This window comes from Delftia sp. WSY_16 (genome assembly GCF_043104415.1).
GTDB lineage: Bacteria > Pseudomonadota > Gammaproteobacteria > Burkholderiales > Burkholderiaceae_C > Comamonas > Comamonas tsuruhatensis.
Map to the genome: position 1 here is coordinate 743789 of NZ_JBICKS010000019.1, position 23316 is coordinate 767104.

The 23316-nt window shown below is 67.7% G+C and carries 22 protein-coding genes; 11 read left to right on the forward strand and 11 right to left on the reverse strand.

The features are described 5' to 3' along the window. Positions 1-31: 31 nt before the first annotated feature. On the reverse strand, positions 32-1492 hold the full coding sequence (locus ACF8O7_RS12790) for a mannose-1-phosphate guanylyltransferase/mannose-6-phosphate isomerase (RefSeq protein ID WP_084027311.1): 1461 nt from the start codon (positions 1490-1492) through the stop codon (positions 32-34). Then, positions 1489-1860, reverse strand: a complete 372-nt coding sequence (locus ACF8O7_RS12795; RefSeq protein WP_096913978.1) for a DUF2304 domain-containing protein — start codon at positions 1858-1860, stop codon at positions 1489-1491. Before ACF8O7_RS12795 ends, ACF8O7_RS12790 begins: the two co-directional genes overlap by 4 nt. A 319-nt stretch (positions 1861-2179) precedes the next feature. Between ACF8O7_RS12795 and ACF8O7_RS12800 the strand changes: the two genes are divergently transcribed. From ACF8O7_RS12800 to ACF8O7_RS12820, 5 genes are all read left to right on the forward strand, one after another. Next, positions 2180-3013 carry a cysteine hydrolase gene (locus ACF8O7_RS12800; RefSeq protein ID WP_126310939.1) on the forward strand — a complete coding sequence of 278 codons (834 nt, stop codon included), beginning with the start codon at positions 2180-2182 and terminating at the stop codon, positions 3011-3013. 55 nt (positions 3014-3068) lie between these two features. Beyond that, positions 3069-4268: a nicotinate phosphoribosyltransferase gene (gene pncB, locus ACF8O7_RS12805; RefSeq protein WP_012207404.1), complete on the forward strand. Its 1200-nt coding sequence runs from the start codon at positions 3069-3071 to the stop codon at positions 4266-4268. A gap of 39 nt (positions 4269-4307) precedes the next feature. After that, the gene (locus tag ACF8O7_RS12810) at positions 4308-6008 is read left to right on the forward strand and encodes an NAD+ synthase (RefSeq protein WP_126310940.1); all 1701 of its coding nucleotides are present in this window, start codon (positions 4308-4310) and stop codon (positions 6006-6008) included. A gap of 46 nt (positions 6009-6054) precedes the next feature. Next, entirely contained in the window at positions 6055-7173 is a 1119-nt protein-coding gene (locus tag ACF8O7_RS12815) for a bifunctional nicotinamide-nucleotide adenylyltransferase/Nudix hydroxylase (RefSeq protein ID WP_034399635.1), read from the forward strand. Positions 7174-7245: 72 nt separating this feature from the next. Continuing rightward, positions 7246-7737 carry a GNAT family N-acetyltransferase gene (locus ACF8O7_RS12820; protein WP_012207407.1) on the forward strand — a complete coding sequence of 164 codons (492 nt, stop codon included), beginning with the start codon at positions 7246-7248 and terminating at the stop codon, positions 7735-7737. A 20-nt stretch (positions 7738-7757) separates the two neighbouring features. Here ACF8O7_RS12820 and ACF8O7_RS12825 read toward each other — a convergent pair whose 3' ends face one another. From ACF8O7_RS12825 to ACF8O7_RS12855, 7 genes are all read right to left on the reverse strand, one after another. Next, on the reverse strand, positions 7758-8696 hold the full coding sequence (locus ACF8O7_RS12825) for a CysB family HTH-type transcriptional regulator (protein ID WP_013800726.1): 939 nt from the start codon (positions 8694-8696) through the stop codon (positions 7758-7760). Positions 8697-8784: 88 nt separating this feature from the next. Then, positions 8785-9273 carry a VOC family protein gene (locus tag ACF8O7_RS12830; RefSeq protein ID WP_012207409.1) on the reverse strand — a complete coding sequence of 163 codons (489 nt, stop codon included), beginning with the start codon at positions 9271-9273 and terminating at the stop codon, positions 8785-8787. 111 nt (positions 9274-9384) lie between these two features. Beyond that, positions 9385-10050 carry a methionine ABC transporter permease gene (locus ACF8O7_RS12835; RefSeq protein WP_013800725.1) on the reverse strand — a complete coding sequence of 222 codons (666 nt, stop codon included), beginning with the start codon at positions 10048-10050 and terminating at the stop codon, positions 9385-9387. After that, complete coding sequence (locus ACF8O7_RS12840; protein WP_126310941.1) at positions 10028-11176, reverse strand: methionine ABC transporter ATP-binding protein; 1149 nt, start codon at positions 11174-11176, stop codon at positions 10028-10030. The genes ACF8O7_RS12835 and ACF8O7_RS12840 overlap by 23 nt, the downstream gene beginning before the upstream one ends. A gap of 13 nt (positions 11177-11189) precedes the next feature. Further along, positions 11190-12002 carry a MetQ/NlpA family ABC transporter substrate-binding protein gene (locus ACF8O7_RS12845; RefSeq protein ID WP_126310942.1) on the reverse strand — a complete coding sequence of 271 codons (813 nt, stop codon included), beginning with the start codon at positions 12000-12002 and terminating at the stop codon, positions 11190-11192. A gap of 47 nt (positions 12003-12049) precedes the next feature. Continuing rightward, positions 12050-13153, reverse strand: coding sequence for an isopenicillin N synthase family oxygenase (locus ACF8O7_RS12850; protein WP_126310943.1), 1104 nt, complete (start codon positions 13151-13153; stop codon positions 12050-12052). A gap of 35 nt (positions 13154-13188) precedes the next feature. Beyond that, positions 13189-14628 (reverse strand): O-acetylhomoserine aminocarboxypropyltransferase/cysteine synthase family protein, encoded by a 1440-nt coding sequence (locus ACF8O7_RS12855; protein ID WP_126310944.1) that lies wholly within the window; start codon positions 14626-14628, stop codon positions 13189-13191. A 218-nt stretch (positions 14629-14846) separates the two neighbouring features. Between ACF8O7_RS12855 and ACF8O7_RS12860 the strand changes: the two genes are divergently transcribed. From ACF8O7_RS12860 to ACF8O7_RS12875, 4 genes are read left to right on the forward strand one after another with little or no spacing between them, the layout of a single operon-like run. After that, positions 14847-15953, forward strand: a complete 1107-nt coding sequence (locus ACF8O7_RS12860) for an ABC transporter substrate-binding protein (RefSeq protein ID WP_126310945.1) — start codon at positions 14847-14849, stop codon at positions 15951-15953. Then, on the forward strand, positions 15950-17005 hold the full coding sequence (locus tag ACF8O7_RS12865) for an ABC transporter permease (RefSeq protein ID WP_126310946.1): 1056 nt from the start codon (positions 15950-15952) through the stop codon (positions 17003-17005). Before ACF8O7_RS12860 ends, ACF8O7_RS12865 begins: the two co-directional genes overlap by 4 nt. Next, positions 16999-17820, forward strand: a complete 822-nt coding sequence (locus ACF8O7_RS12870; RefSeq protein WP_016450923.1) for an ABC transporter ATP-binding protein — start codon at positions 16999-17001, stop codon at positions 17818-17820. Before ACF8O7_RS12865 ends, ACF8O7_RS12870 begins: the two co-directional genes overlap by 7 nt. A gap of 12 nt (positions 17821-17832) precedes the next feature. Then, the gene (locus ACF8O7_RS12875) at positions 17833-19023 is read left to right on the forward strand and encodes a cytochrome c (RefSeq protein ID WP_126310947.1); all 1191 of its coding nucleotides are present in this window, start codon (positions 17833-17835) and stop codon (positions 19021-19023) included. 61 nt (positions 19024-19084) lie between these two features. On the opposite strand, the gene ACF8O7_RS12880 is transcribed toward ACF8O7_RS12875, so the two are convergent. Further along, positions 19085-19291, reverse strand: coding sequence for a hypothetical protein (locus tag ACF8O7_RS12880; RefSeq protein WP_096913988.1), 207 nt, complete (start codon positions 19289-19291; stop codon positions 19085-19087). 207 nt (positions 19292-19498) lie between these two features. On the opposite strand from ACF8O7_RS12880, the gene ACF8O7_RS12885 reads away from it, so the two are divergent. Further along, positions 19499-19972, forward strand: coding sequence for a (2Fe-2S)-binding protein (locus ACF8O7_RS12885; protein ID WP_012207419.1), 474 nt, complete (start codon positions 19499-19501; stop codon positions 19970-19972). 14 nt (positions 19973-19986) lie between these two features. Then, on the forward strand, positions 19987-22254 hold the full coding sequence (locus ACF8O7_RS12890) for a xanthine dehydrogenase family protein molybdopterin-binding subunit (RefSeq protein ID WP_126310948.1): 2268 nt from the start codon (positions 19987-19989) through the stop codon (positions 22252-22254). Positions 22255-22288: 34 nt separating this feature from the next. Here ACF8O7_RS12890 and ACF8O7_RS12895 read toward each other — a convergent pair whose 3' ends face one another. After that, positions 22289-23260, reverse strand: coding sequence for a LysR family transcriptional regulator (locus ACF8O7_RS12895; RefSeq protein ID WP_016445491.1), 972 nt, complete (start codon positions 23258-23260; stop codon positions 22289-22291). Between the last annotated feature and the right edge of the window lie 56 nt (positions 23261-23316).

The following is a 23316-nucleotide window of genomic DNA, read 5'->3' on the forward strand; positions in this document are numbered from 1 at the left end:
GCATGCGAAAAAAATACTATTTCGTTTTACTCTAGAATATTCCTGCACGCCCATACGCATCATCGAAACGAATGATGTCATCCTCTCCCAAATAATCTCCCGATTGGACTTCAATTATTTCCAAAGGAAAATCTCCAGGATTCTTAAGCCTATGTATTTCCTCTAGACCAATATACGTGGACTCATTTTCACGCAATAGAAACTTCTCTTCGCCCTTGACAACTTCAGCAATACCTTTCACAACAATCCAATGTTCTGCGCGATGACAATGCTTTTGCAGACTCAAGCTTGCACCGGGGTTTACAACGATTCTTTTTACGTTAAATCGATCACCACGTTCTAAGCTGTCATACCAACCCCAAGGACGATGGACTTTTCGATGCGAATGAGCTAATCCATGGCCTTCGTCACCAAGATCAACAACTAATTTTTTTATTTCCTGGGTGTGATCTTTTTTCACGACCAAGACAGCATCCGCCGTTTCTACAACGACAATATTTTCCAGTCCAACTCCTGTAACAAGCCGGCCATTGGAGACCAGAAAAGAATTCCTGCAATTGGACTGAACCGCGTCACCCATCAATGCATTTCCCTGATCATCTCTTTCTTTTGCCTCCCACAAAGCATCCCAAGTTCCCAAATCGGACCATCCTGCATCTAAAGGGACTACTTGGGCCTTGACACCTACTTCAGGCATCATCGGTAATCGTTCCATCACGGCATAGTCGATAGAGTCTGAAGGACAGGATAGGAATGCATCTGCACCCGGCCTGATAAAATCAAGATCATGCCTCGCGCCGTTCATCGCAATCTTACAAGCAGCGAGAATATCCGGTCGGAATTTTTCCATCAATTCCAACCATATACTGGAACGCATCATAAAGACTCCGCTGTTCCAAAGGTAATTTCCATTTTCAATATATTGACGAGCTAACTCTGCGGTAGGCTTTTCGGCAAAGCTCTCGATCAATAATGCTCCTGATTCACTGGTATCTCGGTACCGTATATAGCCGTATCCTGTTTCAGGACGACTAGGAGAAACTCCAAATGTAACTACAGAAGCCCCACATGCTTCGGTATATGCCTGCTCCACAGCCGCATGGAAAGCAGGCTTGTTGGAAACCATATGATCCGCAGGCATTGCCAGCAAAATTGGATCCTCATCGCTAGCGCAAGCATAAAGAGCCGCAATAGTCAAGGCAGGTGCAGTGTTACGTCCTGCTGGTTCCAAAAGGATGGGGCACCGCTCAACACCAATCTGCATAAGTTGGCTTGCTAATAAAAAGCGGTGCTGCTCGTTGCACACCAGTACCGGGACGGAGGCCTGCGGTATGTGTGTCGCCAGTCCTTTCAGACGAGTGACAGTTTGCTGCAGCATGCTCCGGTCTTCCATCAAGGTGAGAAACTGCTTGGGATAGGTTTCCCGGGAGAGCGGCCAGAGTCGAGTGCCCGATCCTCCGCAAAGAATGATAGGAAGCAGGGGATGACTCATGACGAAGTCTCGCCGGGCGAAGGTGAACGACGCAAATCCTCAGCATCGGCCTCCAGCATTGCCAACCGCTGGTTCAGCCGCCGCACATCGCGCTCGATGCGGGTGTTGACCATGTCGGCATGCAAGGCCTTGATGAGCAGGACGATGCTGGCCAGCAGCAGCAGCATGGCCGGTGGATAGCTGATGCCCAGCACCGCTGCCAGGCGGTTGATCATCCCGGGCCAGACGCCCAGCACGACGGCGGCCACGGCAACGACCACCCAGAACAGGCCGTGCATGAGGTAGAGATGGTCGCGCCGGATCAAGTACAGGATCAGCGCGGCCAACCCTATGCCCATGAAAGTCGTTGTTACCTGAAGGGAAGCCATATTGATAATCAGAAGCTACCGAATGAAAGCATTCGGTTGATGCAGGGCACGGCCGAAACCAGCGCTATTGCCGTATGAAACGGTCCAAACCACCCAGGGAATACGTAAAACCTCCCATTGTAGGTTCCGCATCATGTTCCGAAGTCGCTTCCCCCTCTCGTTTCGCCCTGGCCTTGACAGGGATGTGGCGCCGTATTTCACAGCCCCTGCAGAAGCGGAAGGATCAAGCCTTGGTGACAGGCGACGCTCCTGCAGCACTACACTGAAGCATTGACCTGATGCACCTGCCACGCACTGTTGCTTGCGTGCACCCTCATATATGCCCTCTACCACCACCCAGCTCCTGGTCATAGACCCCCAGAACGACTTCTGCGATCTGCCTGAGGACTGGTGTCCTGGCTGGCAACGTCCCAGCCTTCCCGTGGCGGGCGCCCATGCCGACATGCAGCGGCTTGCCGGTTGGATACGGCGCGAGGGGGCGAAGGTGGACGCCATCACGGTGACGCTGGACTCGCACCAGCGCTATGACATCGCCCATCCGGCTTTCTGGCAACAGGGCAATGGCGACGACAGCGGCGATGTGGCGCCGTTCACCGCGATCACGGCGGCGCAGGTGCGGGCGGGGATGTTCCGGCCACGCAACGCCGAGGCGCTGCAGCGCAGCCTGGACTATCTGGATGCACTCGAAGCCAACAGCCGCTACACGCTGATGGTCTGGCCCGTGCACTGCGAAGTGGGCAGCTGGGGCCACGGTATCCATGCCGATGTGCTGGCGGCCTGCGGCGACTGGCAGCAGCAGCGCCAGCGCGCCGTGTACAACGTTTTCAAGGGGCTCAATCCCTGGACCGAGCACTACAGCGCGCTGCTGGCCGAGGTGCCGGACCCTGCCGATCCGGCGACCTTGCTGAATACGGCCTTGCTGGAGCGGCTGGCCCAGGCAGACATGCTGGTGGTCGCGGGCGAGGCGAGCAGTCACTGCGTGCGCTCCACGGTCGAGCATCTGGTCGAGCACCTTCCCCATCCTGAGCGCATCGTGCTGATGCACGACGCCATGAGCCCGGTGCCGGGCTTCGAGTCCGCGCACCATGATTTTCTAGCAGCCATGCAGGCCCGCGGATTGCGGCTGGCCTCCAGCCAAGAACTCCACCTGTAGGGGCGGACCGCCTTCACGCGCGCAGCCCCCTTTCCTGTTTCCCCAGCATCGCACCATGGCTCCCATCATCACCAGCCTGCTCGACACCGATCTCTACAAATTCACGATGTGGCAGGCCATGCTGCACCGCAATCCCCAGACCGAGGCCGAGTACGAATTCGTCTGCCGCACGAAGACCGCTTTCCCGCTGGCCGAGCTGCTGCCCGAGGTGGAGCGCGAGCTGGACGCCCTGTGCGCGCTGCGCTTCACGCCCGAAGACCTGGCCTACCTGGGCGGGCTGCGCTTCATGAAGAGCGACTTCATCGACTTTCTGCGCATCTTCCAGTTCCAGCGCGCCTTCATCCGTGCCTGGGCCGATGGCGACACCCTGCACATCGAGGCCAAGGGCCCCCAGGTCCATGTGATGGGCTTCGAGATCTATGTGCTGGCCATCGTCAACGAGCTGTATTTCCGGCGCTTCGACGCCGAGGCGGCGCTGGCCGAAGGCCGCAGGCGCCTGGCCGGCAAGATAGAGCGTCTGCGCCACCTGGCCTGCGAGGCCAGGCTGCGCAATCCCTTCGAGCTGTTCGACTTCGGCGTGCGCCGGCGCTTCTCGGGCGCCTGGCAGCGCGAGGTGGTCCAGGCCTTTGCCACACAGACGGCGCAGTGGTTCAAGGGAACGTCCAACGTGCTGCTGGCGCGCGACTTCGGCATCGTGCCCATAGGCACCATGGCCCATGAGTACCTGCAGAGCTACCAGGCCCAGGGCGTGCGCCTGCGCGACTTCCAGATCGCCGCGCTGGAGGACTGGGTGCAGGAGTACCGGGGCGACCTGGGCGTGGCCCTGACCGACACCGTGGGCATGGATGCCTTCCTGGCCGATTTCGACATGTATTTCGCCAAGCTCTTCGACGGGCTGCGGCACGACTCGGGCGACCCGTATGCCTGGGGCGAGAAGGCCATCGCCCACTACCAGAAGCTGCGCATAGACCCGCAGGCCAAGCGCCTGGTGTTCTCCGACGGGCTGGACCTGGACACGGCCCTGGCCCTGTACCAGCGCTTTGCCGACCGCATACAGCTGGGCTTCGGCATCGGCACGCGGCTGACCAACGACATGGGGCTGGAGACCATCAACATCGTGATGAAGCTCACCCATGCCAACGGCCAGCCCGTGGCCAAGATCTCGGACTCGCCGGGCAAGACGCTGTGCAACGACGAAACCTATCTGGCCTATCTGCGCCAGGTCTTCGGCCTGGCCCAGCCTGTCGCCGTCTGACACCGCCTGACACCGCCTGACACCGCCAAGGCTCCATTCATGCTGCGCATCACCATTGCCCAACTCAACCCCACCGTCGGCGACATCGCCGGCAACGTGGCCCGCATGGCCGAGGCCGCTGCCCGCGCCGCGCACGCGCAGGCCGACCTGCTGGTCTTTCCTGAGCTGTCGCTGTGCGGCTACTACCCTGGCGACCTGCTGGACGAGCCCGCCTTTCGCGAGCGCCTGGAGCAAGGCTTGCAGCAGCTGCTGCAGGCCACGCGCCAGTGGCCGCAATTGCACTGGGTCATCGGTGCGCCCACGCGTGCCAGCGGGCCCGGCAAGCCGCTGCACAACAGCCTGCTGGTGCTCAAGGACGGCGCCGTTCGCCTGCGCTACGACAAGCAGCTGCTGCCCACCTACAACATCTTCGACGAGCGCCGCCACTTCGAGCCCGGCCCCGACGCGGCCAAGGTGCTGCGCATAGGCCAGGCCCAGGTGGGTTTTCTGGTGTGCGAGGACGGCTGGAACGACGCCGGTGCCGACTACGCCACCAACCCCTTCGCGCGCATGGCCGACGCCGCGCCCGACCTGGTGGTCAGCATCAACGCCAGCCCCAGCCACCTGGGCAAGCGCGAGCAGCGCCACGAGATCTTCGGCCAGGCGGCCACGCGCCACGGCCTGCCCATCCTCTACGTGAACCAGATCGGCGGCCAGGACCAGATCGTGTTCGACGGCGCCTCGTTCGCGGTGGAGCCCGGGCGCGGCGTGGTCTTCGAGGCCGAGCGCTTCGTGGAGGACCTGCGCACGCTGCAGTTCGGCGACGGACGCTTCCTCGACGCGGCCGGCCAGCCCTGCATGAGCGTGACGGCCGCAGGCCTGCCCACCATGGAGTTCTACCGCCGCCAGATCGTGCTGGGCCTGCGCGACTATGCGCGCCGCTGCGGCTTCACGCGCGCCGTGGTCGGCAGCTCGGGCGGCATAGACAGCGCGCTGACCCTGGCCCTGGCGGCCGAGGCCCTGGGCGCGGACAACGTGGTGGCCGTCACCATGCCCTCGCGCTTTTCGTCGAGCGGCTCGGTCGATGACTCGGTGATCCTGTGCCGCAACCTGGGCATCACGCTGCACGAGCACCCGATCCGCGAACTGGTCGACGGCTATGCGCGCCAGTTCGAGGCCAGCTTCGGCCAGCCGCTGCAGGGCCTGCCGCTGGAGAACCTGCAGGCACGCATCCGCGGCACCACGCTGATGGAGTACTCCAACGCCTTCGGCCACCTGCTGCTGACCACGGGCAACAAGTCCGAGATCTCGGTGGGCTACTGCACGCTGTATGGCGACACCAACGGCGGCCTGGGCCTGCTAGGCGATCTGTACAAGACCGAGGTCTTCGAGCTGTCGCGCCACATCAACCGCAGTGCGGGCCGAGAGCTGATTCCCCAGGCCATCATCGACAAGCCGCCCTCGGCCGAGCTGGCACCCGACCAGAAGGACGAGGACAGCCTGCCGCCCTATGCGGTGCTGGACGAAATCCTCAAATACGCCATCGAGGGCCGGCACCTGTCCACCGCCGAATACGGCACGGCCGAGCGCTTTGTGACCCAGCTGCTGGGCCAGCCCGGCGGGGCCGAGCTGGTTGACCGCGTCAAGCGCATGATCTTCCGCAGCGAGTACAAGCGCCGCCAGGCCCCGCCCATACTGCGCGTGCGCCCGCGCGCCTTCGGCACGGGCCGCCAGATGCCCATTGCCGCCCACTACGAATGAAGCCAGAGTGAAGCCACCGAGCCTGTTTATGCAAGAGACTGCCGCCATGGACGCCCCCACCGAAACCCCGGCCACCAGCGAGCGCGTGCACACCGCCGTGCTGATCGGGCGCTTCCAGCCGCTGCACAACGGCCACATGGCCCTGCTGCGCGCGGCGCTGGAGCGTGCCGAGCAGATCGTCGTCGTGCTGGGCAGCGCCTGGCAGGCGCCCAATCCCAAGAACCCCTTCAGCTGGCAGGAGCGCGCGCAGATGCTGCGCGAGGCGCTGCCGCCGGCCGACGCGGCCCGCCTGCACTGCGTGCCCGTGCGCGACTACTACAACGAGCCGCTGTGGGTACAGGCCGTGCAGCAGGCCGTGCAGTCCTGCGTGCCCGAAGGCGCCAGCGTGGCCCTGGTCGGCCATTTCAAGGACGCGACCAGCGGCTACCTGGCGCGCTTTCCGCGCTGGCAGCTGATCAGCCTGCCGCGCCTGGGCCAGTTCGACGCCACGCCGCTGCGCGACATCTACTTCGGCGAATCCGGCGTGGACTTCGAGGCCCTGGCCGCCCAGGTGCCGCCCGCCACCCTGCAGTTCCTGCGCCAATGGGCCACCACGCCCGTCCATGCGCAGATGTGCGAGGAATGGCGCATGTTGGCCCGGTACCGCCAGGCCTGGGCTGCGGCGCCCTACCCGCCCGTCTTCGTGACCGTGGATGCGCTGCTGCGCTGCCGCGTGCCGCACGAAGGCGCGCAACAGGACCACATCCTGCTGATACGCCGCGCCCATGCCCCGGGCCTGGGCCTGTGGGCGCTGCCGGGCGGCTTCCTGGAGCCGCGCGACACGCTGTGGCAGTCCTGCCTGCGCGAGTTGCGCGAGGAGACCTGCTCCACGCTCAGCGAGGCCGACCTGCAGGCGGCCCTGCAGTCCGTGCAGGTCTTCGACCATCCCGACCGCAGCCTGCGCGGACGCACCATCACCCATGTGCACTATCTGGACCTGGGCGTGCTGCCCTCGCTGCCGCCCGTGCAGGGCGGCGACGATGCGGCACTGGCGCGCTGGGTGGCCGTCTGCGACCTGCCCGCCATGGAAAGCGCGTTCTTCGAGGACCATTTCCAGATCCTGCGCCAGTTCCTGCCCCTTCCGGTGCAACAGCCCCTGGCGGACACGGCCGTGAAAATCGGCTAAAACCGGAGATTGCGGCGCCATCTTGCGCCGCAATACCGTTTTTCCGGGCTCCCCGTGTCCCCCCGCGTTTGAATGACTACCACCCTACAGATCCGACCCGCCACCCCCGATGACGCCGAGCTCATCGTCCGCTTCGTGCGCGAACTCGCCGTCTATGAAAAAGCCGAGCATGAAGTCCTGGCCACGCCAGAGCATGTGAAGCGCACCCTGTTTGCCGACAACCCCGCCGTCTTTGGCCTGATCTGCCTGCATGGCGACCAGCCCGTGGGCTTTGCGGTCTACTTCTTCAATTACTCGACCTGGCAGGGCCGCCACGGCCTGTACCTCGAAGACCTCTACGTCACGCCCGAGGCGCGCGGCCTGGGCGCGGGCACGGCGCTGCTGCGCCGCCTGGCGCAGATCGCCGTCGAGAAGGACTGCGGCCGCTTCGAGTGGAGCGTGCTCGACTGGAATCTGCCCTCCATCGAGTTCTACGACCGCCTGGGCGCCCTGCCCCAGACCGAGTGGATCCGCTACCGCGTGACCGGCGACACCCTGCTGGAGATGGCGCGCGAGCCGGGCTGAGGCCGGCCCCCTTCGTCTGCCTACTCGGGCTCCACGCCCTGGCGCACGGCCTGCTCGACCACCTCGCGCGTCAGCGTGGGCACGAAGGTCTCGATGAAGGCATAGGCATAGCCGCGCAGCCAGGCGCCCTTGCGAAGGCCCAGCCGCGTGGTGTTGACCTCGAACAAATGGCCGGCGTCCAGCGTGCGCAGGCCCTGGTCGCGCTCGGCATCCAGCGCCACCGAGGCGACGATGCCCACGCCCATGTCCAGCTCCACATAGGTCTTGATCACGTCGGCGTCCATGGCCGTGAGCACCACGTCGGGCTCCAGGCCCTCGCGCGCAAAGGCCTCGTCGATGTGGGCGCGGCCCGTATAGCCCTGCTCGTAGGTGATGATGGGAAAGCGCGACAGCGCCTCCAGCGTCAGCGCCTGCTGCGACTGCAGCAGCGGGTGGCCCGGCGGCACGACCACGCCGTGCGTCCAGCGGTAGCAGGGCAGCGCCACCAGGCCTTCATAGCCGGCCAGCGCCTCGGTGGCCACGCCGATGTCGGCCTCGCCGCTGCGCAGCATCTGCGCCACCTGCTCGGGCGAGCCCTGGTGCAGGTGCAGGCGCACCTGCGGATAGCGCTGGCGGAAGTCGCGCACCACATGGGGCAGCGCATAGCGGGCCTGGGAGTGGGTGGCGGCAATCGACAGCCGGCCCTGCTCGCTGGCGCTGAAGTCGGCGCCCACGCGGCGCAGGTTGTCGGCCTCCAGCATCAGGCGCTCGACGATGGGCAGCAGCGCCTCGCCGGGCGGCGTCAGCCCGGTCAGCCGCTTGCCTGCGCGGATGAAGATCTCCACGCCCAGTTCTTCCTCCAGCTCGCGGATCTGACGGCTCACGCCGGGCTGGGAGGTGTGCAGCGTGTGGGCCACCTCGGTCAGGCTGTAGCCGCGGCGCACGGTTTCGCGCACATAGCGCAGTTGCTGGAAGTTCATGGGCAAGGCTCCGCCCGGGGCCGGTGCGGCCCGGGCCTGTGGAAGGCAAAAGCAGGAAGGAAAGAGAGAGGGGGACGGCGAGAGGCTTTCAGGCCGAACAGGCCACGGCCGGCTCGTCCGGGGCATCGGCCGCTGCCTCGCGGGGCAGCTCCAGCAGCTCGATCAGATTGCCTGCGGGGTCTCGCGCATAGCAGCGCCGGCCCTCGCTCACGGGCGCCACCTCCAGCGCCAGGCCGCCGTGCACCAGCAACTGCTGGCGCAGCGCATCCACGTCGCTGACCGTCAGCGCCAGGTGCACCAGGTTGCCCGCCGCGCGCTCGGTGCCGCCGGACTGCCCCTTGTAGGGCACCAGATCGATGCGCTGCCCGCCGGCCAGAAAGCTCAGGCCCGGACGCCCGGCAACCGTCAGGGCAGACAGGCCCAGCACTTCGCCATAAAAGCGCTCCATGGCCGCCTGGGCGCGCGCCGGGAAGGACAGCTGGACATGGTGAACGCCACAGACGATGGCCACGCCCGGCTTCATGGCAGTGCGGCCGGCAAGAGGGGAAGGCCAGGCGGGGCGTGTGGTGTGGGTCATCGAAGCATCTCGGAAAAGAATCAGCAGCCCGAATGCTGCTGCAGGCCATTGTCGAGACAAGTCGAAAAAACCAAAAATAATAAAAATTCAGTCTGTTATTTCCAAATCATCTCAAGAGATCGAACGCCGGTGGTCGGCACGGCGTGCCAGCCATTCGCCGCCGAACTGCAGTACCGACACCAGGGCCACCAGGATGACGATGACCTCGAACATCACACGCGTCTCATAGCGCTCGTAGCCGTAGCGGATGGCCAGATCGCCCAGGCCGCCCGCCCCCACGGCGCCCGCCATGGCCGAGGCATTGACCATGGCGATCACGCTCACGGTCATGCCGCCGATCAGGCCCGGCAGCGCCTCGGGCAGCAGCACCTGGCGCACGATCTGCGGGCGGCGCAGGCCCATGGCGCGCGCCGCCTCCACCAGGCCGCCGTCCACCTCGCCCAGGCTCACCTGGGCGATGCGCGCAAAGAACGGAATCAGGTTGGCCGACAGCGGCACCACCGCCGCCCAGGTGCCCAGCGTGGTGCCCACGATGGCGCGCGTCACCGGCAGCAGGGCCACCAGCAGGATGATGAAGGGAATGGCCCGGCCGATGTTCACCGCCGCCGACAGCCCCCGGTACAGCCGCGGCCTGGCATAGAGCCCGCCCGGCGCCGTGGTGTGCAGCACGATGGCCAGCGCCAGCCCGGCAACGATGGCGATCAGCGAGGACGCGCCCGCCATCAGCAGGGTTTCCAGAAAGGCCTGCAGGTATTTATCGAGCGGGGGCAGGGACATGGCCAACCAGTTGCAGTGAATCGGCGCCCAGCGCCTGTTGAAGGGAAGACAGCGCGTCCGGCGAGAGCGGGGAGAGTGCCGACGGCAGATCCTGCACCGGCACGCCCACCAGCAGGCGGCCCTGCGAACGCCCGCGCATGCAGTCCAGCCCGCCCTGCAGCAAGCGGGCACGCGGGCCCAGCACCTGGAGCTGCGCCAGCGGCAGGCCCTGCTGGCTGCCGCCGTCGGCCCATCCGATGGCCAGCACGGCGACGGCCTCCGGGCCATCGGCCGCTGCCACCAGTTCCAGGTCCGCCGCCAAGGCCTGCCGCAGCGGCCGCAGCAGCGCACGCGCTGCCTCCGAGCGCGGCGCCGCAAACAGCTGCCAGACCCCGCCGATCTCCTGCAGCCGGCCCTGGTCCAGCACCAGCACGCGGTCGCAGACCTCGCGGATCACGGCCATGTCGTGCGTGATGAGCACGATGGTCAGCCGCAGCTTGCGGTTGATCTCGCGCAGCAGCTCCAGGATGGACTGCGTGGTCTCGGGGTCCAGGGCCGAGGTGGCCTCGTCGCACAGCAGGATTTCGGGCTCGTGCACCAGCGCGCGCGCAATGCCCACGCGCTGCTTTTGCCCGCCCGAGAGCTGGGCCGGATAGGCGCCGCTCTTGTCCGCCAGCCCCACCAGGGCCAGCAGCTCGTCCACCCGTGCGCGCACGAGCGCGGGCCGCCAGCCTGCGGCCTGCAGCGGAAGGGCCACGTTCTCGTACACCGTGCGCGAGGACAGGAGGTTGAAGTGCTGGAAGATCATGCCGATGCGCCGGCGCAGCGCCACCAGCGCGTCCTCGTCCAGCGTGGCGACATCGGTGCCGTCCACCAGCACGCGGCCGCTGCTGGGCCGCTCCAGCGCATTGATGGTGCGCAGCAGCGTGGATTTGCCGGCGCCGCTGCGGCCGATGATGCCGAACACCTCGGCACGCGCCACCTCGAAGCTCAGCGCCTGCAGTGCGTGCACGGGCTCGCCCGCGCTTCTTCCCGCGCCCCTTCCCGTTCCAGGGTAGTGCTTGCGCACGCCCTCGAAGACGATGTGCGGCCGCTGCAGCGCATCGCTTGCATGGGGCTCGCCGGCCGCCGCCTGTTCCACCTTCATTGCCTTACACGCCTCAGAAGGCCGGCAGCACCGAGCCCTGGTACCTGCTCACGATGAACTGGCGCACGGGCTCGGACTGGTAGGCGCGCAGCAGGGCCGCGACCCAGGGTGCAGCGCGGTCGCGCTCGTGCACGGCAATGATGTTCACGTAGGGATTGCGCTCGCGCCTTTCGACGGCAATGCCATCGCGCGTGGCGATGAGCCCGGCCTGGTAGGCAAAGCTGTTGACGATGGCCGAGGCATCGAGATCGTCCAGCGAGCGCGCCAGCACCACCGAGGCCGCCTCCACCAGCTGCACCTTCTTCTGGTAGCTGGCGATGTCGGCCAGGCCCGCCGTGCCCTTCAAGGGGTCGAAGCCCTCGCGCAGCTTCAGGATGCCCTGGTCCTGCAGCACCACCAGCGCGCGCGTCTGGTTGCTGGGATCGTTGGGAATGCCCAGGCGCGCGCCAGCGGGCAGGTCGGCCAGGCGTTTGTGTTTTTTCGAATAGAAGGCGATGGGCGAGATGTAGGTGTCGCCCGCCGCCACCAGCCGGTAGCCGCGCTGCTGGTTCTGGTCGCGCAGGAACGGCACATGCTGGAAGGAGTTGGCCTCGATGTCGCCGTTGTTCAGCGCCTCGTTGGGGCTGGCCGCGCCGCTGATGACCACGGGCTTGACCTGCAGCCCCTGCTCGCGCGCCACGCGGGTCACCACCTCCCAGATTTCCTCGTCCACGCCGCCGCGCACGCCCACGCGCAGCGGGCCGGCCTGCGCGGCCCGGATGGCGCCTGACATCGCCGCCACCGAGGCCCCCGCCGCCAGTCCCCGCAGAAATACTCGCTTGTCCATCGTACAGTCCTTTCAAGAATCAACAGGCACCGATCAACAGGAATCGATCAATAGGCACCGGGGTGCAACTCACGGCCGGCGGCGCGGGCCTGGGCCTGCAGGCGGGCGAAATGCTCGGGATAGAAGCGCTGGGCCACATCCAGGTGGGAGCGCACGCGGCCCTTGAGCGCGTTCTCGCCCACATGGCTGAACAGCGGGTTGTCCGGGTCGCTCTGCGGCCCCGTGGCCAGCACGGCCAGCTCGGGCGGCAGGGTCAGCAGCGGGACCTGGCCCAGGTCCAGGCGCGGCGCCAGGAAGTAGGCGATGGAGTAGCGCTGCACGCCCGCGCGCGGCACCAGCACGCGATGCACGTTGGCGCGCAGATAGCCGTTGGTGGCCAGCTCCAGCATCTCGCCGATGTTGATGACGAAGGCCCCCTCGCGCGGCGGCACATCGACCCAGCCGGCTGGCGTCTCCACCTGCAGCCCGCCCACCTCGTCCTGCAGCAGCAGGGTCAGCAGACCACCGTCCTTGTGCGCGCCCACGCCCTGGCCTGCTGCGCCCAGCTCGCTGCCCGGGTAGTGGATGATCTTGATGCGATGCGCAGGCAGGCCGCTGACCAGGGCGTCCAGCGCGCCCTCGGGCAGCTGCAGCGCGGCCACGAAGTGGCGCAGCAGCTCCAGCGCCACGCCATGCGCTGCCGCCTGCCAGGCCAGCACCTCCTCGCGGAACCCGGGCAAGGCCTGCGGCCACTGGTTGGGGCCTTGCAGCCCCTTCCAGTCCGGCACGCCGGGGCCTGCGGGAATCTCGGGCGATTCCTCCCCCAGGTCGATCTGCTCGCGCTGGTCAGGCCGCTGGCGCGTGATCTCCATGCCCACGGCCGTATAGCCCCGGAAGTGCCGCGTGTTGGCAATGGCCAGCGCCTGCTTGTCCGCCAGCGGCTGCGCAAAGAATTCGCGCGCGCGCCGCCGTATGCCCTGCCATGCGTCCCGGCCTATGCCGTGCCCTTCCAGGTAGAAGAAGCCGGTGTCGCGCGCCGTGCGCGCCAGCTGGCGCAGCGCCTGGGCCTGCGTGGCCGGGTCGCGCAGGGCCTGCAGGTCGATGACGGGCAGGGCCGGGGTTGCCGCTGTGACGGCGGGCGCGTCGAGAGTGGATGCTGTCAAGGTGCTCATGCTGTGCTGCCAGGAAAGTGGGAAGGAAGGGGCGCTCAGGCCGCCAGGCGCTGATCGCGGTCTTGCTCGCGGTCTTGCTCGCGGTTTTGCTCGCGGTTTTGTTCGCGGTCTTGTCCGCGTTCGGCAGCCAACACCGCATGGCCCTGCGCCTGCTCCAGCGCCTGCGCCAGGTCGGCCAGCAGGTCCTGCGGGTGCTCTATGCCGATGGACAGGCGCACCAGCCCCGGCGCAATGCCCACGCGCGCCAGCTCCTCGTCGCTGAGCAGGCTGTGCGTGGTCTCGGCAGGAATGGCGGCCAGCGACTTGCTGTCGCCGATGTTGACCAGGCGCAGGAACAGGCGCAGCGCGTCATAGAAGGCGCGCGCCGCCGGGCGGCCGCCGCGCAGCTCGAAGCCCAGCAGCGCCGGCACATGCCCGCCGCGCAACTGGCGCAGGGCCAGCGCGTGGTCGGCGTGGCCGCTCTGGCTGGCGTGGTGTATGCGCTCCACCAGCGGATGGCGTTGCAGGAAATCGATCACGGCCAGCGTGTTGCGGCTGGCGCGCTCCTGGCGCAGGCCCAGCGTCTCCAGGCCTTGCAGCAGCAGGAAGGCGCTGTGCGGCGCCAGCGCCGCGCCGCAGTTGCGCAGCAGCACGGCACGGGCCCGCGCGATGAAGGCGCGGTCGGGAAATTTCTCGGTGAAGACAAAGCCCTGGTAGGCCGGCTCGGGCGCGCTGAACTGCGGGTAGCGCCCCGCGTGCGCCACCCAATCGAAGCGGCCGCTGTCCACGATCAGCCCGCCCAGCACATTGCCGTGTCCGCCGATGGCCTTGGTGGCCGAATGCACGACGATGTCGGCGCCCCAGTCGAAGGGCCGCAGCAGCAGCGGCGAAGCCACGGTGTTGTCCACCACCAGCGCCACGCCCGCCGCATGGCTGATGTCGGCCAGCTGGCGCAGGTCGGCAATGCCGCCCGATGGATTGCCCACGGACTCCACGAACACGGCCTTGGTGCGCGGCCCTATCGCCCGGCGCAACGCCTGGAAATCATCCTTGGCCACGGCCGTGCTCTGCACGCCGCGCGAGGCCAGCACATGGGCGATGAAGTTGTGCGTGCCGCCATACAGCTGCGAGGCCACGACCACATGGTCGCCCGCACTGGCCAGCGTGGCCAGCGCCACGTCGATGGCGGCCATGCCCGAGGCCAGGGCCAGCGCGGCCACGCCGCCTTCGAGAGCCGCAATGCGCTGCTCCAGCACCGCCAGCGTGGGGTTGGCCGTGCGCGAGTACACATCGCCCTCCTCCACCAGGCCGAAAAGGTTGGCGCCGTGCTGGGCGCTGTCGAACACGAAGGAGGTGCTCTGGTAGATGGGCACGGCCGCGCTGCGCTGCTGCTCGCGCCCCCGGTAGCCGGCGTGCAGGGCCTGGGTGTCCTGCTGCCAAAGCGCATCGCTGGCTGCGTCGTGTGGGGCGGACTCGGTGCCGGTCGCTGAGGTCATGCATGGACTCCGTATGAGTGGTCGATGCAGCCCATTATTCGAAGCCCGCGCCCTGCGCACTACGAAGAAAAACGCGTTCGCTTATTCGGTTTGCGCATGTCGCCGGGCCGCGCCCTTCCTAGTTGCCACGCACATATGGATGCGCGTTTTGCGTCGTTGGAAACACGGCACTGAGCGGACAGCATCGGCAGTCCCGAAACTGCTTTGGAGGGAGTTCCATGACCCGCAAGACCCAGACCGAGATCGACAGGACCCAGGACAGCCGCTGCGCCCATGGCGCAGATTGCGGTGCTTTCGGGGCGCTCGATGCTCCCGAGGCGACCGAGCCCTCGCTCTCGCGCCGCACCCTGATCCGCGCCGGCGCCGCAGCCGGCGCGCTGGGATCGGCCGCTTGGTTCAGCGGCCGCGCCGGGGCGCAGCCGCGCCAGAGGATCACCTTTGCCTGGAGCCAGGCCAGCTTCTGCCATTCGCCCATTCCCGTGGCGCTGGAGCGCGGCTTTTTCGAGCGCAACGGCCTGGACGTGGAACTGCTGAACTGGGGCGGCTCGGCCGACCAGTTGCTGGAGGCGCTGGCCACGGGCAAGGCCGATGCAGGCGCGGGCCTGATCCATCGCTGGATCAAGCCGCTGGAGGCGGGGCTGGATGTCAAGCTCATCGGCAGCGTGCATGGCGGCTGCCTGCGCCTGGTCGGCCTGAAGTCGGCCGGCGTCACGCTGGACCCCAGCACGCTCAAGGGCAAGACCATCGGCGTGGCCGATCTCAACAGCCCGGCCAAGCAGTTCTATTCCATCCACCTGGCCAAGCGCGGCCTGGATGTGGACAAGGACATCGAATGGCGCGTCTACCCGGCCGACCTGCTGGATGTGGCCGCCAAGAAGGGCGAGATCCAGGCCATTGCCGACGGCGACCCGAATCTCTACCTGATCGAAAAGCGCAACCCCGGCACCTTCCTCGAACTGGGCAACAGCGCCAAGAACGAGTACGCCGAAAGCATTTGCTGCGTGATCGGCGCAGGCGCAAAGTTCGCCCGGGCCAACAAGCCCGCAGCGGCCAGCGTGGTGCGCGCGCTGACCCAGGCCTCGGACTACATCGCCGAGAACCCCAACGAAACGGCGAAGATCTTTGCCAAGTACTCGCCCAAGGTGCCCGTCGAGGACCTGCAGCGCCTGCTGGCCGAGCTGACCTTCAAGCACCATCCGCACGGCAAGCCGCTGCGCGACGAGGTCCAGGCCTTTGCGGCCGACTTCCGCACGGCCGGCGTGCTCAAGAAGCAGACCGACCCTGGCCGCTTTGCCAGCCACATCACGCTGGACGTCCTCGCATGAGCACCGCAAGACCACGCTGGCGCCTGGGCGCCACGGATGCCGCACCCGGCCTGGAACGGGAACAGGCGCAGGGCACGCGCAAGGCCGGCCCCTGGCGCACCGGCCTGCTGGCCGCCGCCGCCTGGGCCGGCCTGGGCATGCTGACCCTGCTGTGGCCCAACAAGGAGATCGGCTTCAGCGAATGGGCATTCACGCAGGAATTCGGCATTGCCGCCCTGGCCGTGGCCCTGTTGCTGCTGGCATCGGTCGTGCTGCCTGTACGAGGCGCACGGCGCGTACGGCGCATCGACCGCTGGCTGCGCCCGGCCGGTGCCTGGCTGGTGGCCGCGCCGCTGCTGCTGGCGCTGTGGGAGACGCTGACGGCCAAGCTCGGCGCGCTGCCGCCGCCGTTCTTCGCACCGCCGCAAAGCCTGATCGACGTGGTCCATGAGGACTGGCAGCGCCTGGGCCTGTCCACGCTGTATTCGCTGCGGCTGCTGCTCAACGGCATCGTGTTCGGCGCGGTGATCGGCTTTCTCACGGGCGTGTGGATAGGCTGGTCGCGCATCGCGGGCTACTGGGTGCATCCGCTGCTGCGCTTCCTGGGGCCGGTGCCGGCCTCGGCCCTGCTGCCGCTGGCCTTTTTCTTCGCGCCGTCGAGCTACTCGGCAGCCGTGTTCCTGGTGGCGCTGGCCACGTTCTTTCCGGTGGCCGTGCTGACCTGGTCGGGCGTGGCCTCGGTCAGCAAGAGCTACTACGACGTGGCGCGCACGCTGGGCGCATCGCCCTGGTTCCTGGTGCTGCGCGTGGCCATCCCGGCCGCCCTGCCCCAGGTCTTCGTGGGCCTGTTCATGGGGCTGGGCGCCTCGTTCTCGGTGCTGATCACGGCCGAGATGATGGGCGTGAAGGCCGGCCTGGGCTGGTATCTGCAATGGGCCCAGGGCTGGGCAGCCTACGCCAACATGTACACGGCGCTGCTGGTCATGGCCGTGCTGTGCTCGGGCCTGATCACGCTGCTGTTCACCGTGCGCGACCGCACGCTGTCGTGGCAGAAGGGAACCGTCAAATGGTGATTGCCGCAGAACACGCCGCCAACGCCGCAGCCACGCCCGCCATCGCCGGGGCGGCCCTAGCCGGCGCGGCCATCGATGTGCAGGCCGTCAGCCACTGGTTCGGCCAGGGGCAGGGCGCGCTGCAGGTGCTCGACGAGGTCAGCCTGCAGGTGCGGCCCGGCGAGTTCGTCGCCCTGCTGGGCCCCAGCGGCTGCGGCAAGTCCACGCTGCTGCGCCTGGTGGCCGGGCTGGACGCGCCCACGGCCGGCGCCGTGGCGCAGGACGGCACGGCCATCACCGAGCCCGATCCCTCGCGCATCGTCGTCTTCCAGGACCCCACGCTGTTTCCCTGGCGCACGGTGCGCGGCAACGTGGCCCTGGGCCTGCAGGCACGCGGCCTGCTGGACAGCCAGGCCCACCGCATCGATGAGGCCCTGCGCCTGGTCGGGCTGGAGGATTTCGCGGACAGCCATCCCCACCAGCTGTCGGGCGGCATGGCCCAGCGCGCGGCCCTGGCGCGCGCCCTGGTCAACGACCCGCGCCTGCTGATCCTGGACGAGCCGCTGGGCAAGCTCGACTCGCTGACGCGGCTGGCCATGCAAAGCGAGATCCTCAAGATCTGGCAGCGCGCAGGCTTTTCCGTGCTGCTGGTCACCCACGATGTGGAAGAGGCCCTCTTCCTGGCCCACCGCGTGCTGGTCTTCAGCCAGCGGCCCGCCCGCATCGTGGCCGAGATCGATGTGGACCTGCCCTACCCGCGCCAGCGCGGCCATGCCCGCCTGTCCGAGCTGCGCCACGAGGCCCTGCGCCACCTGGGCCTGGACCAGACCTGGTAGCGCCCGCCTCCGATGCAACGCAGCGACTCCCCCGACTGGCTCAACCCCTTGATCGGCGCCATGCAGCAGGCCCAGGTCGGCCTGCTGCAGCTGCTGCACGGCCTGGGCCTGGCCGGCACGGTGGATGGGCAGCCCGCCTGGCCGTGGGCCGTGCGCCTGTCCGGCGAAAACCTGGTGATCGACCTGGGCCAGGCCCGGGGCCTGCTGTGGTCGCTGGCGGCCGTGGCCACCGCCATCGTTTTGCTGGTGCTGGCCCTGGTGCTGGTCCTGGTTCTGCGCCGCATCCGCCTGCCGGCCCTGGTGCTGACCGCGCTGGCCGCGCTCGCCCTGCTGCTGGCCCCCTGGCCGCGTGCCGACCTGATTCTGGTGCCCGCGCATGCCACCAGCTTCCATGCCTCGCCCACGGGCTTCAGCGTGGAGAGCATTGCGCGCGGCAGCGCCGCCTATGCCCAGCACTGCACGGCCTGCCACGGTGCCGATGGCCGGGGCCACGGCCCGCTGGCCGCCAGTCAGCCGGTCTGGCCGCCCAACTTCACCAGCCCGCTGTTGTGGCGCCGCGCCGATGGGGAATTGCTCTGGGCCATTCTTCATGACCGCCGCCCCGTGGAGTCTGGCGACGGCGCACGGGCACACGGCCAGGCCGACCGGCTGTCCAGCGACGACGCCTGGGCCCTGATCGACTTCATGAAGGCCCGCGCCGCAGGCCAGATGCTGCAGATCGCCGGCAACTGGCCCTATCCCGTGGGACTTCCCGACATGGCCGTGCAGTGCGCAGGCCAGCCCGCACGCCGCCTGAGCACCTGGCAAAGCCGCCAGCAGCGGCTGAGGGTGGTGGCAGGCAGCGGCCCGGTGCAGGAAGACCCGCGCCTGGTCAGCCTGCAGCTGTCGCCCGATGGCGGCAACCGCGCCGCCAGCGCCCTGGACTGCACCGTCAACGACCCGCGCGCCTGGCAGGCCATGGCCCTGCTCAGCGGCTCGGAGCAGCTGCAGGGCATGCAATGGCTGGGCGACCGCAGCGGCTGGCTGCGCGCGCTATCGCGTCCGGGCGCCCAGGGCTGGTCGGAGGACGACCTGGTCTGCCGCACGGACACGACGGCCAAGGCCACCTCCGGCGCTGGCGCCGTGGCCGACGGCCTGGGCGCGCTGATTGCACGCATGGACGCCGAGCCCGTGCGGTTCATCAAGGGTGGGTTTGTGCATTGAACGAGCCATCCTGGGCCCGGGGCGATACAGCCTCAGCGTCTCGGGGCGAGCTTGCTCCTTTTCATCGTTCAGACGCCTTGTTTCTCTGATCTGCGGCGACCTGCTTTCGCCTGGCAGCGAATGTGGCCTCAACTTCCTCATTTGAATGACCCAGGCCAGCGCGCATGCAAGCACGGGCGGCTTCGACCTTGAGGCGCAAGGCTAAATCAGCAACGTCTACGCACAACGCGGCTTGCGGTTCCATCGAGTGAACGGTTTCCTTGGACATGGTGCTCTCCTATGTGATCAAGCCCTTGCACCCCATTCGCAACTTGCACTTGCCAATGCATCAATCAAATCAGGACTAGTTGCAAGCAAGGCCTCTTTCTATATTCGCGCCTCGACGGCGCCCGGCTTCCATGGGCCGCAGCTGCGCACGACACTACTGCGGGGACCCCACCCCTGCCTGACTGACCCACAACAAGGAGAGACTGCGATGACCGATCTCACCATCAACGGCAAGACCGTTTCCATGGACCTGGACCCCGAGACGCCCATTCTGTGGGCCCTGCGCGACACGCTGGAGATGACCGGCACCAAGTTCGGCTGCGGCGCGGCGCTGTGCGGCGCCTGCACGGTGCACATGAACGGCCAGGCCATACGTTCCTGCGTGACGCCGATCTCGGCGGCCGCGGGCCAGAAGATCACCACCATCGAGGCCATGACCTCGGGCTCCGACCGCGTGGGCACCGCCGTGCGCGATGCCTGGGTGCGCCACGACGTGGCCCAGTGCGGCTACTGCCAGAGCGGGCAGATCATGAGCGCCACGGCCTTCCTCAAGTCGCTGCCCAAGGGCAAGAAGCCCAGCGGCGAGGAGATAGACGCGGCCATGGCCGGCAACATCTGCCGCTGTGGAACCTATGCACGCATCCGCACGGCCGTGGCCGATGCCGCGCGCACCCTGGGCTGAACGGAGAACGCCGCATGCTGACCACCTTCAACCCCGCCGAACTGCCGCGCGCCCTGCAGCACATCCTGGACCGTGACGAGGCCGCTGCCGCCATCGCCGACGCGCCAGCCCTTGCACAGATCCCCCGCCGCAGCTTCCTCAAGATCGCCGGTGCCGGTTCGCTGGCCCTGGGCGTGTTTCCCGCCATGGCGCAGGCGCCGGGCAAGGGCGAGGCCGCCGGCCTCAAGCCCACCGAGCAGCCCGCCTCCTTCGTGGAGATCTCGCCCAGCGGCGAAGTCACCGTGGCCATCAACCGCCTGGAGTTCGGCCAGGGCGTGCACACCGCCCTGCCCCTGGTGCTGGCCGAGGAGCTGGACGCCGACTGGAGCAAGGTCCGCGCACGCCTGGGCGGCAACGATGCGGCCTATGCCGATCCGCGCTACGGCATCCAGATGACGGGCGGCTCCACCGCCCTCAAGCACAGCTACACCCAGTACCGCGAGCTGGGCGCCCGTGCGCGCGCCATGCTGGTGGCCGCCGCCGCCGCGCAGTGGAAGGTGGACGCCGCCACGCTGCGCACGCGCGAGGGCTTCGTGCTCGGCCCCAACGGCAAGAAGCTGTCGTATGGCGAGCTGGCCCAGGCCGCCATGGCCCAGCCCGTGCCGGCCACCGTCGTGCTGAAGAATCCCAAGGACTTCCGGCTGATCGGCAAGCCCACGGGCCGCATCGACGCCCGGGCCAAGAGCAGCGGCCAGCAGAGCTTCGGCATCGACATGCACCTGCCGGGCCAGCTGACGGCGGTGATTGCACACCCGCCCGTGTTCAAGGCGCAGCTGGCCTCGCTGGACGACGCTGCGGCGCGTGCCGTGCCCGGCGTCAAGGCCGTGCTGCGCGTGCCCGTGGACGGTGGCGGCGAAGGCGTGGCCGTGATCGCCACCGGCTACTGGCCAGCGCGCAAGGGCCGCGAAGCGCTGAAGGCGCAATGGAACACCGACGCCGTGGAGAAGGTGGACAGCGAACGCCAGCTGGCCCAGTACCGCGAGCTGGCCGCGCAGCCCGGCGCGCGCCACTTCGACGCCGACATCTCGGCGCTGGACAAGGCGCCGCGCCATATCGAGGCCGAGTTCAGCTTCCCCTACCTGGCCCATGCGCCCATGGAGCCGCTCAACTGCACGGTGCAGATGGGCGAGACCGGCGAGGCGGGTGCCGACCTCTACCTGGGCACGCAGTTCGCGGGCGTGGACGGCATGGCCGCCGCGCGCGTGCTGGGCCTCAAGCCCGAGCAGGTGCGCGTGCACGTGCAGATGGCCGGCGGCGGCTTTGGCCGCCGGGGCGTGGGCACCAGCGACTATGTGGTCGAGGCCTGCCAGGTGGCGCTGGCCGCGCGCCGCGCCGGCCTGAACGCTCCCGTGCGCATGGTCTGGAGCCGCGAGGACGACATCAAGGGCGGCTACTACCGCCCCATGCACCTGCACCGCGCGAAGATCGGCTTCGACGAACGCGGCAAGGTGCTGGCCTGGGACCACGCCATCGTGGGCCAGTCCATCACGGCGGGCACCATGTTCGAGGGCGGCATGATCAAGAACGGCATCGACGCCACGGCCGTGGAGGGCATGCGCGAGCCCTATCCGCTGCCCATGCGCCTGACCGTGCACCACCCCAAGGTCAACGTGCCCGTGCTGTGGTGGCGCAGCGTGGGATCGACCCACACGGCCTTCGTCATGGAAACGCTGATCGACGAGATCGCGCGCAGCAGCCGCCAGGACCCCGTGGCCTACCGCATGCAGATGTTCGGCGACAAGCACCCGCGCCATCGCCTGGCCCTGCAGCTGGCCGTGGACAAGAGCGGCTACGGCAAGCGCCAGCTGCGCGCGGGCCACGCCTGGGGCGTGGCCGTGCACGAGTCCTTCGACACGGTGGTGGCCTATGTGGTGGAGGCCTCGGTCAAGGACGGCCGCCCGGTGCTGCACAAGGCCACGGCCGGCGTGCACTGCAACCTGGCCGTGAACCCGCGCACCATCGAGGCGCAGGTGCAGGGCGCAGCGCTGATGGGCCTGTCCATGTGCCTGCCCGGCGCGGCGATCACGCTCAAGGACGGCGTGGTGGAGCAGAGCAACTTCGGCGACTTCGCCGTGCCGCGCATCACCGACATGCCCGAGATCGCCGTCCACGTCGTGCCCAGCGCCGAGCCGCCGACGGGCATGGGCGAGCCCGGCCTGCCGCCGCTGGCCCCGGCCTTCGCCAACGCCGTGGCGCAGCTCACGGGCAAGCCCGTGCGCAAGCTGCCGTTCGATCTGGCGTGATCGATCTGGCCTGAACGGCCGGACCTGATCCCGGTCAGCCCCCGGAAAGGGCGGCGGCACCTGCGGCCGCCGCCCTTTCCAGTTCTTCCATGGTCAGCAGATAGTCCGGGCAGTCCTGCAGCCGCTGCACGGCCAGGTCGATGAAGGCACGCACGCGCCGGGGCAGCGCGTCGCGGCTGCCGTAGTAGACATGCAGGCCGATGTGCTCGCTGACATGCTCCAGCAGCACGGGCACCAGGCGCCCCGCGCGGATGTGCGCGGCCGCGCAGATGTTGGACAGCTGGCCCAGCACCTGGCCGGCCAGCACGGCATGCAGCTCCAGCTCGGCATCGTTGGTGGACAGGGCCGGCTGCAGGTAGCGGTGCGTGAGCTCGCCATCGACCGGCAGGTACCAGGGCATCACCGTGTCCGTGGCCGCATGGCGGAACATGCTGCAGCGGTGCGCGGCCAGCTCGTCCAGCGACCGGGGCACGCCATGGCGCTGCAGGTACTGCGGCGCCGCGCAGACGATGAGCTGCACGGGAAACAGCCGCCGCCCGATCACGCTTTCATCGGGCGAGGCGCCGATGCGAAACCCCGCATCGACCCGGTCCAGCACCCAGTTGCCTATGCCGTCGTCCAGCCGCACATCGGGGACGATGCCCGGGTGCAGGCGGCAGAACTCATCGAGCAGCGGCATCAGCACGGGCGCAAAGCAGGACTTGGGGCCCACGATGCGCAACGGCCCCGCAATGCCCTCGCGGCTGTCGCGTGCCAGGTTCAGTGCGCGGTCCAGCGCGGCCAACGCCGGCTGGGTGTCCTGCAGGAAACGCTGGCCCTCCTCGGTCAGCGCCAGGCTGCGCGTGGTCCGGTGCAGCAGGCGCACGCCCAGGTGCTGTTCCAGATGGGCCACCGCCTGGCTGGCGGCCTGGGGGCTCACGCCCTGGGACAGCGCCGCCTGGCGCAGGCTGCCCAGCTCGACCGCCTTGGCAAAGGTGGCGATGGCGCGCAGTTCATTGATGGGCATGGTGCGGAAATCCGGTATTCGTGGGCTGACAGTGCCGCAGTATCCCGCCTTTGCGC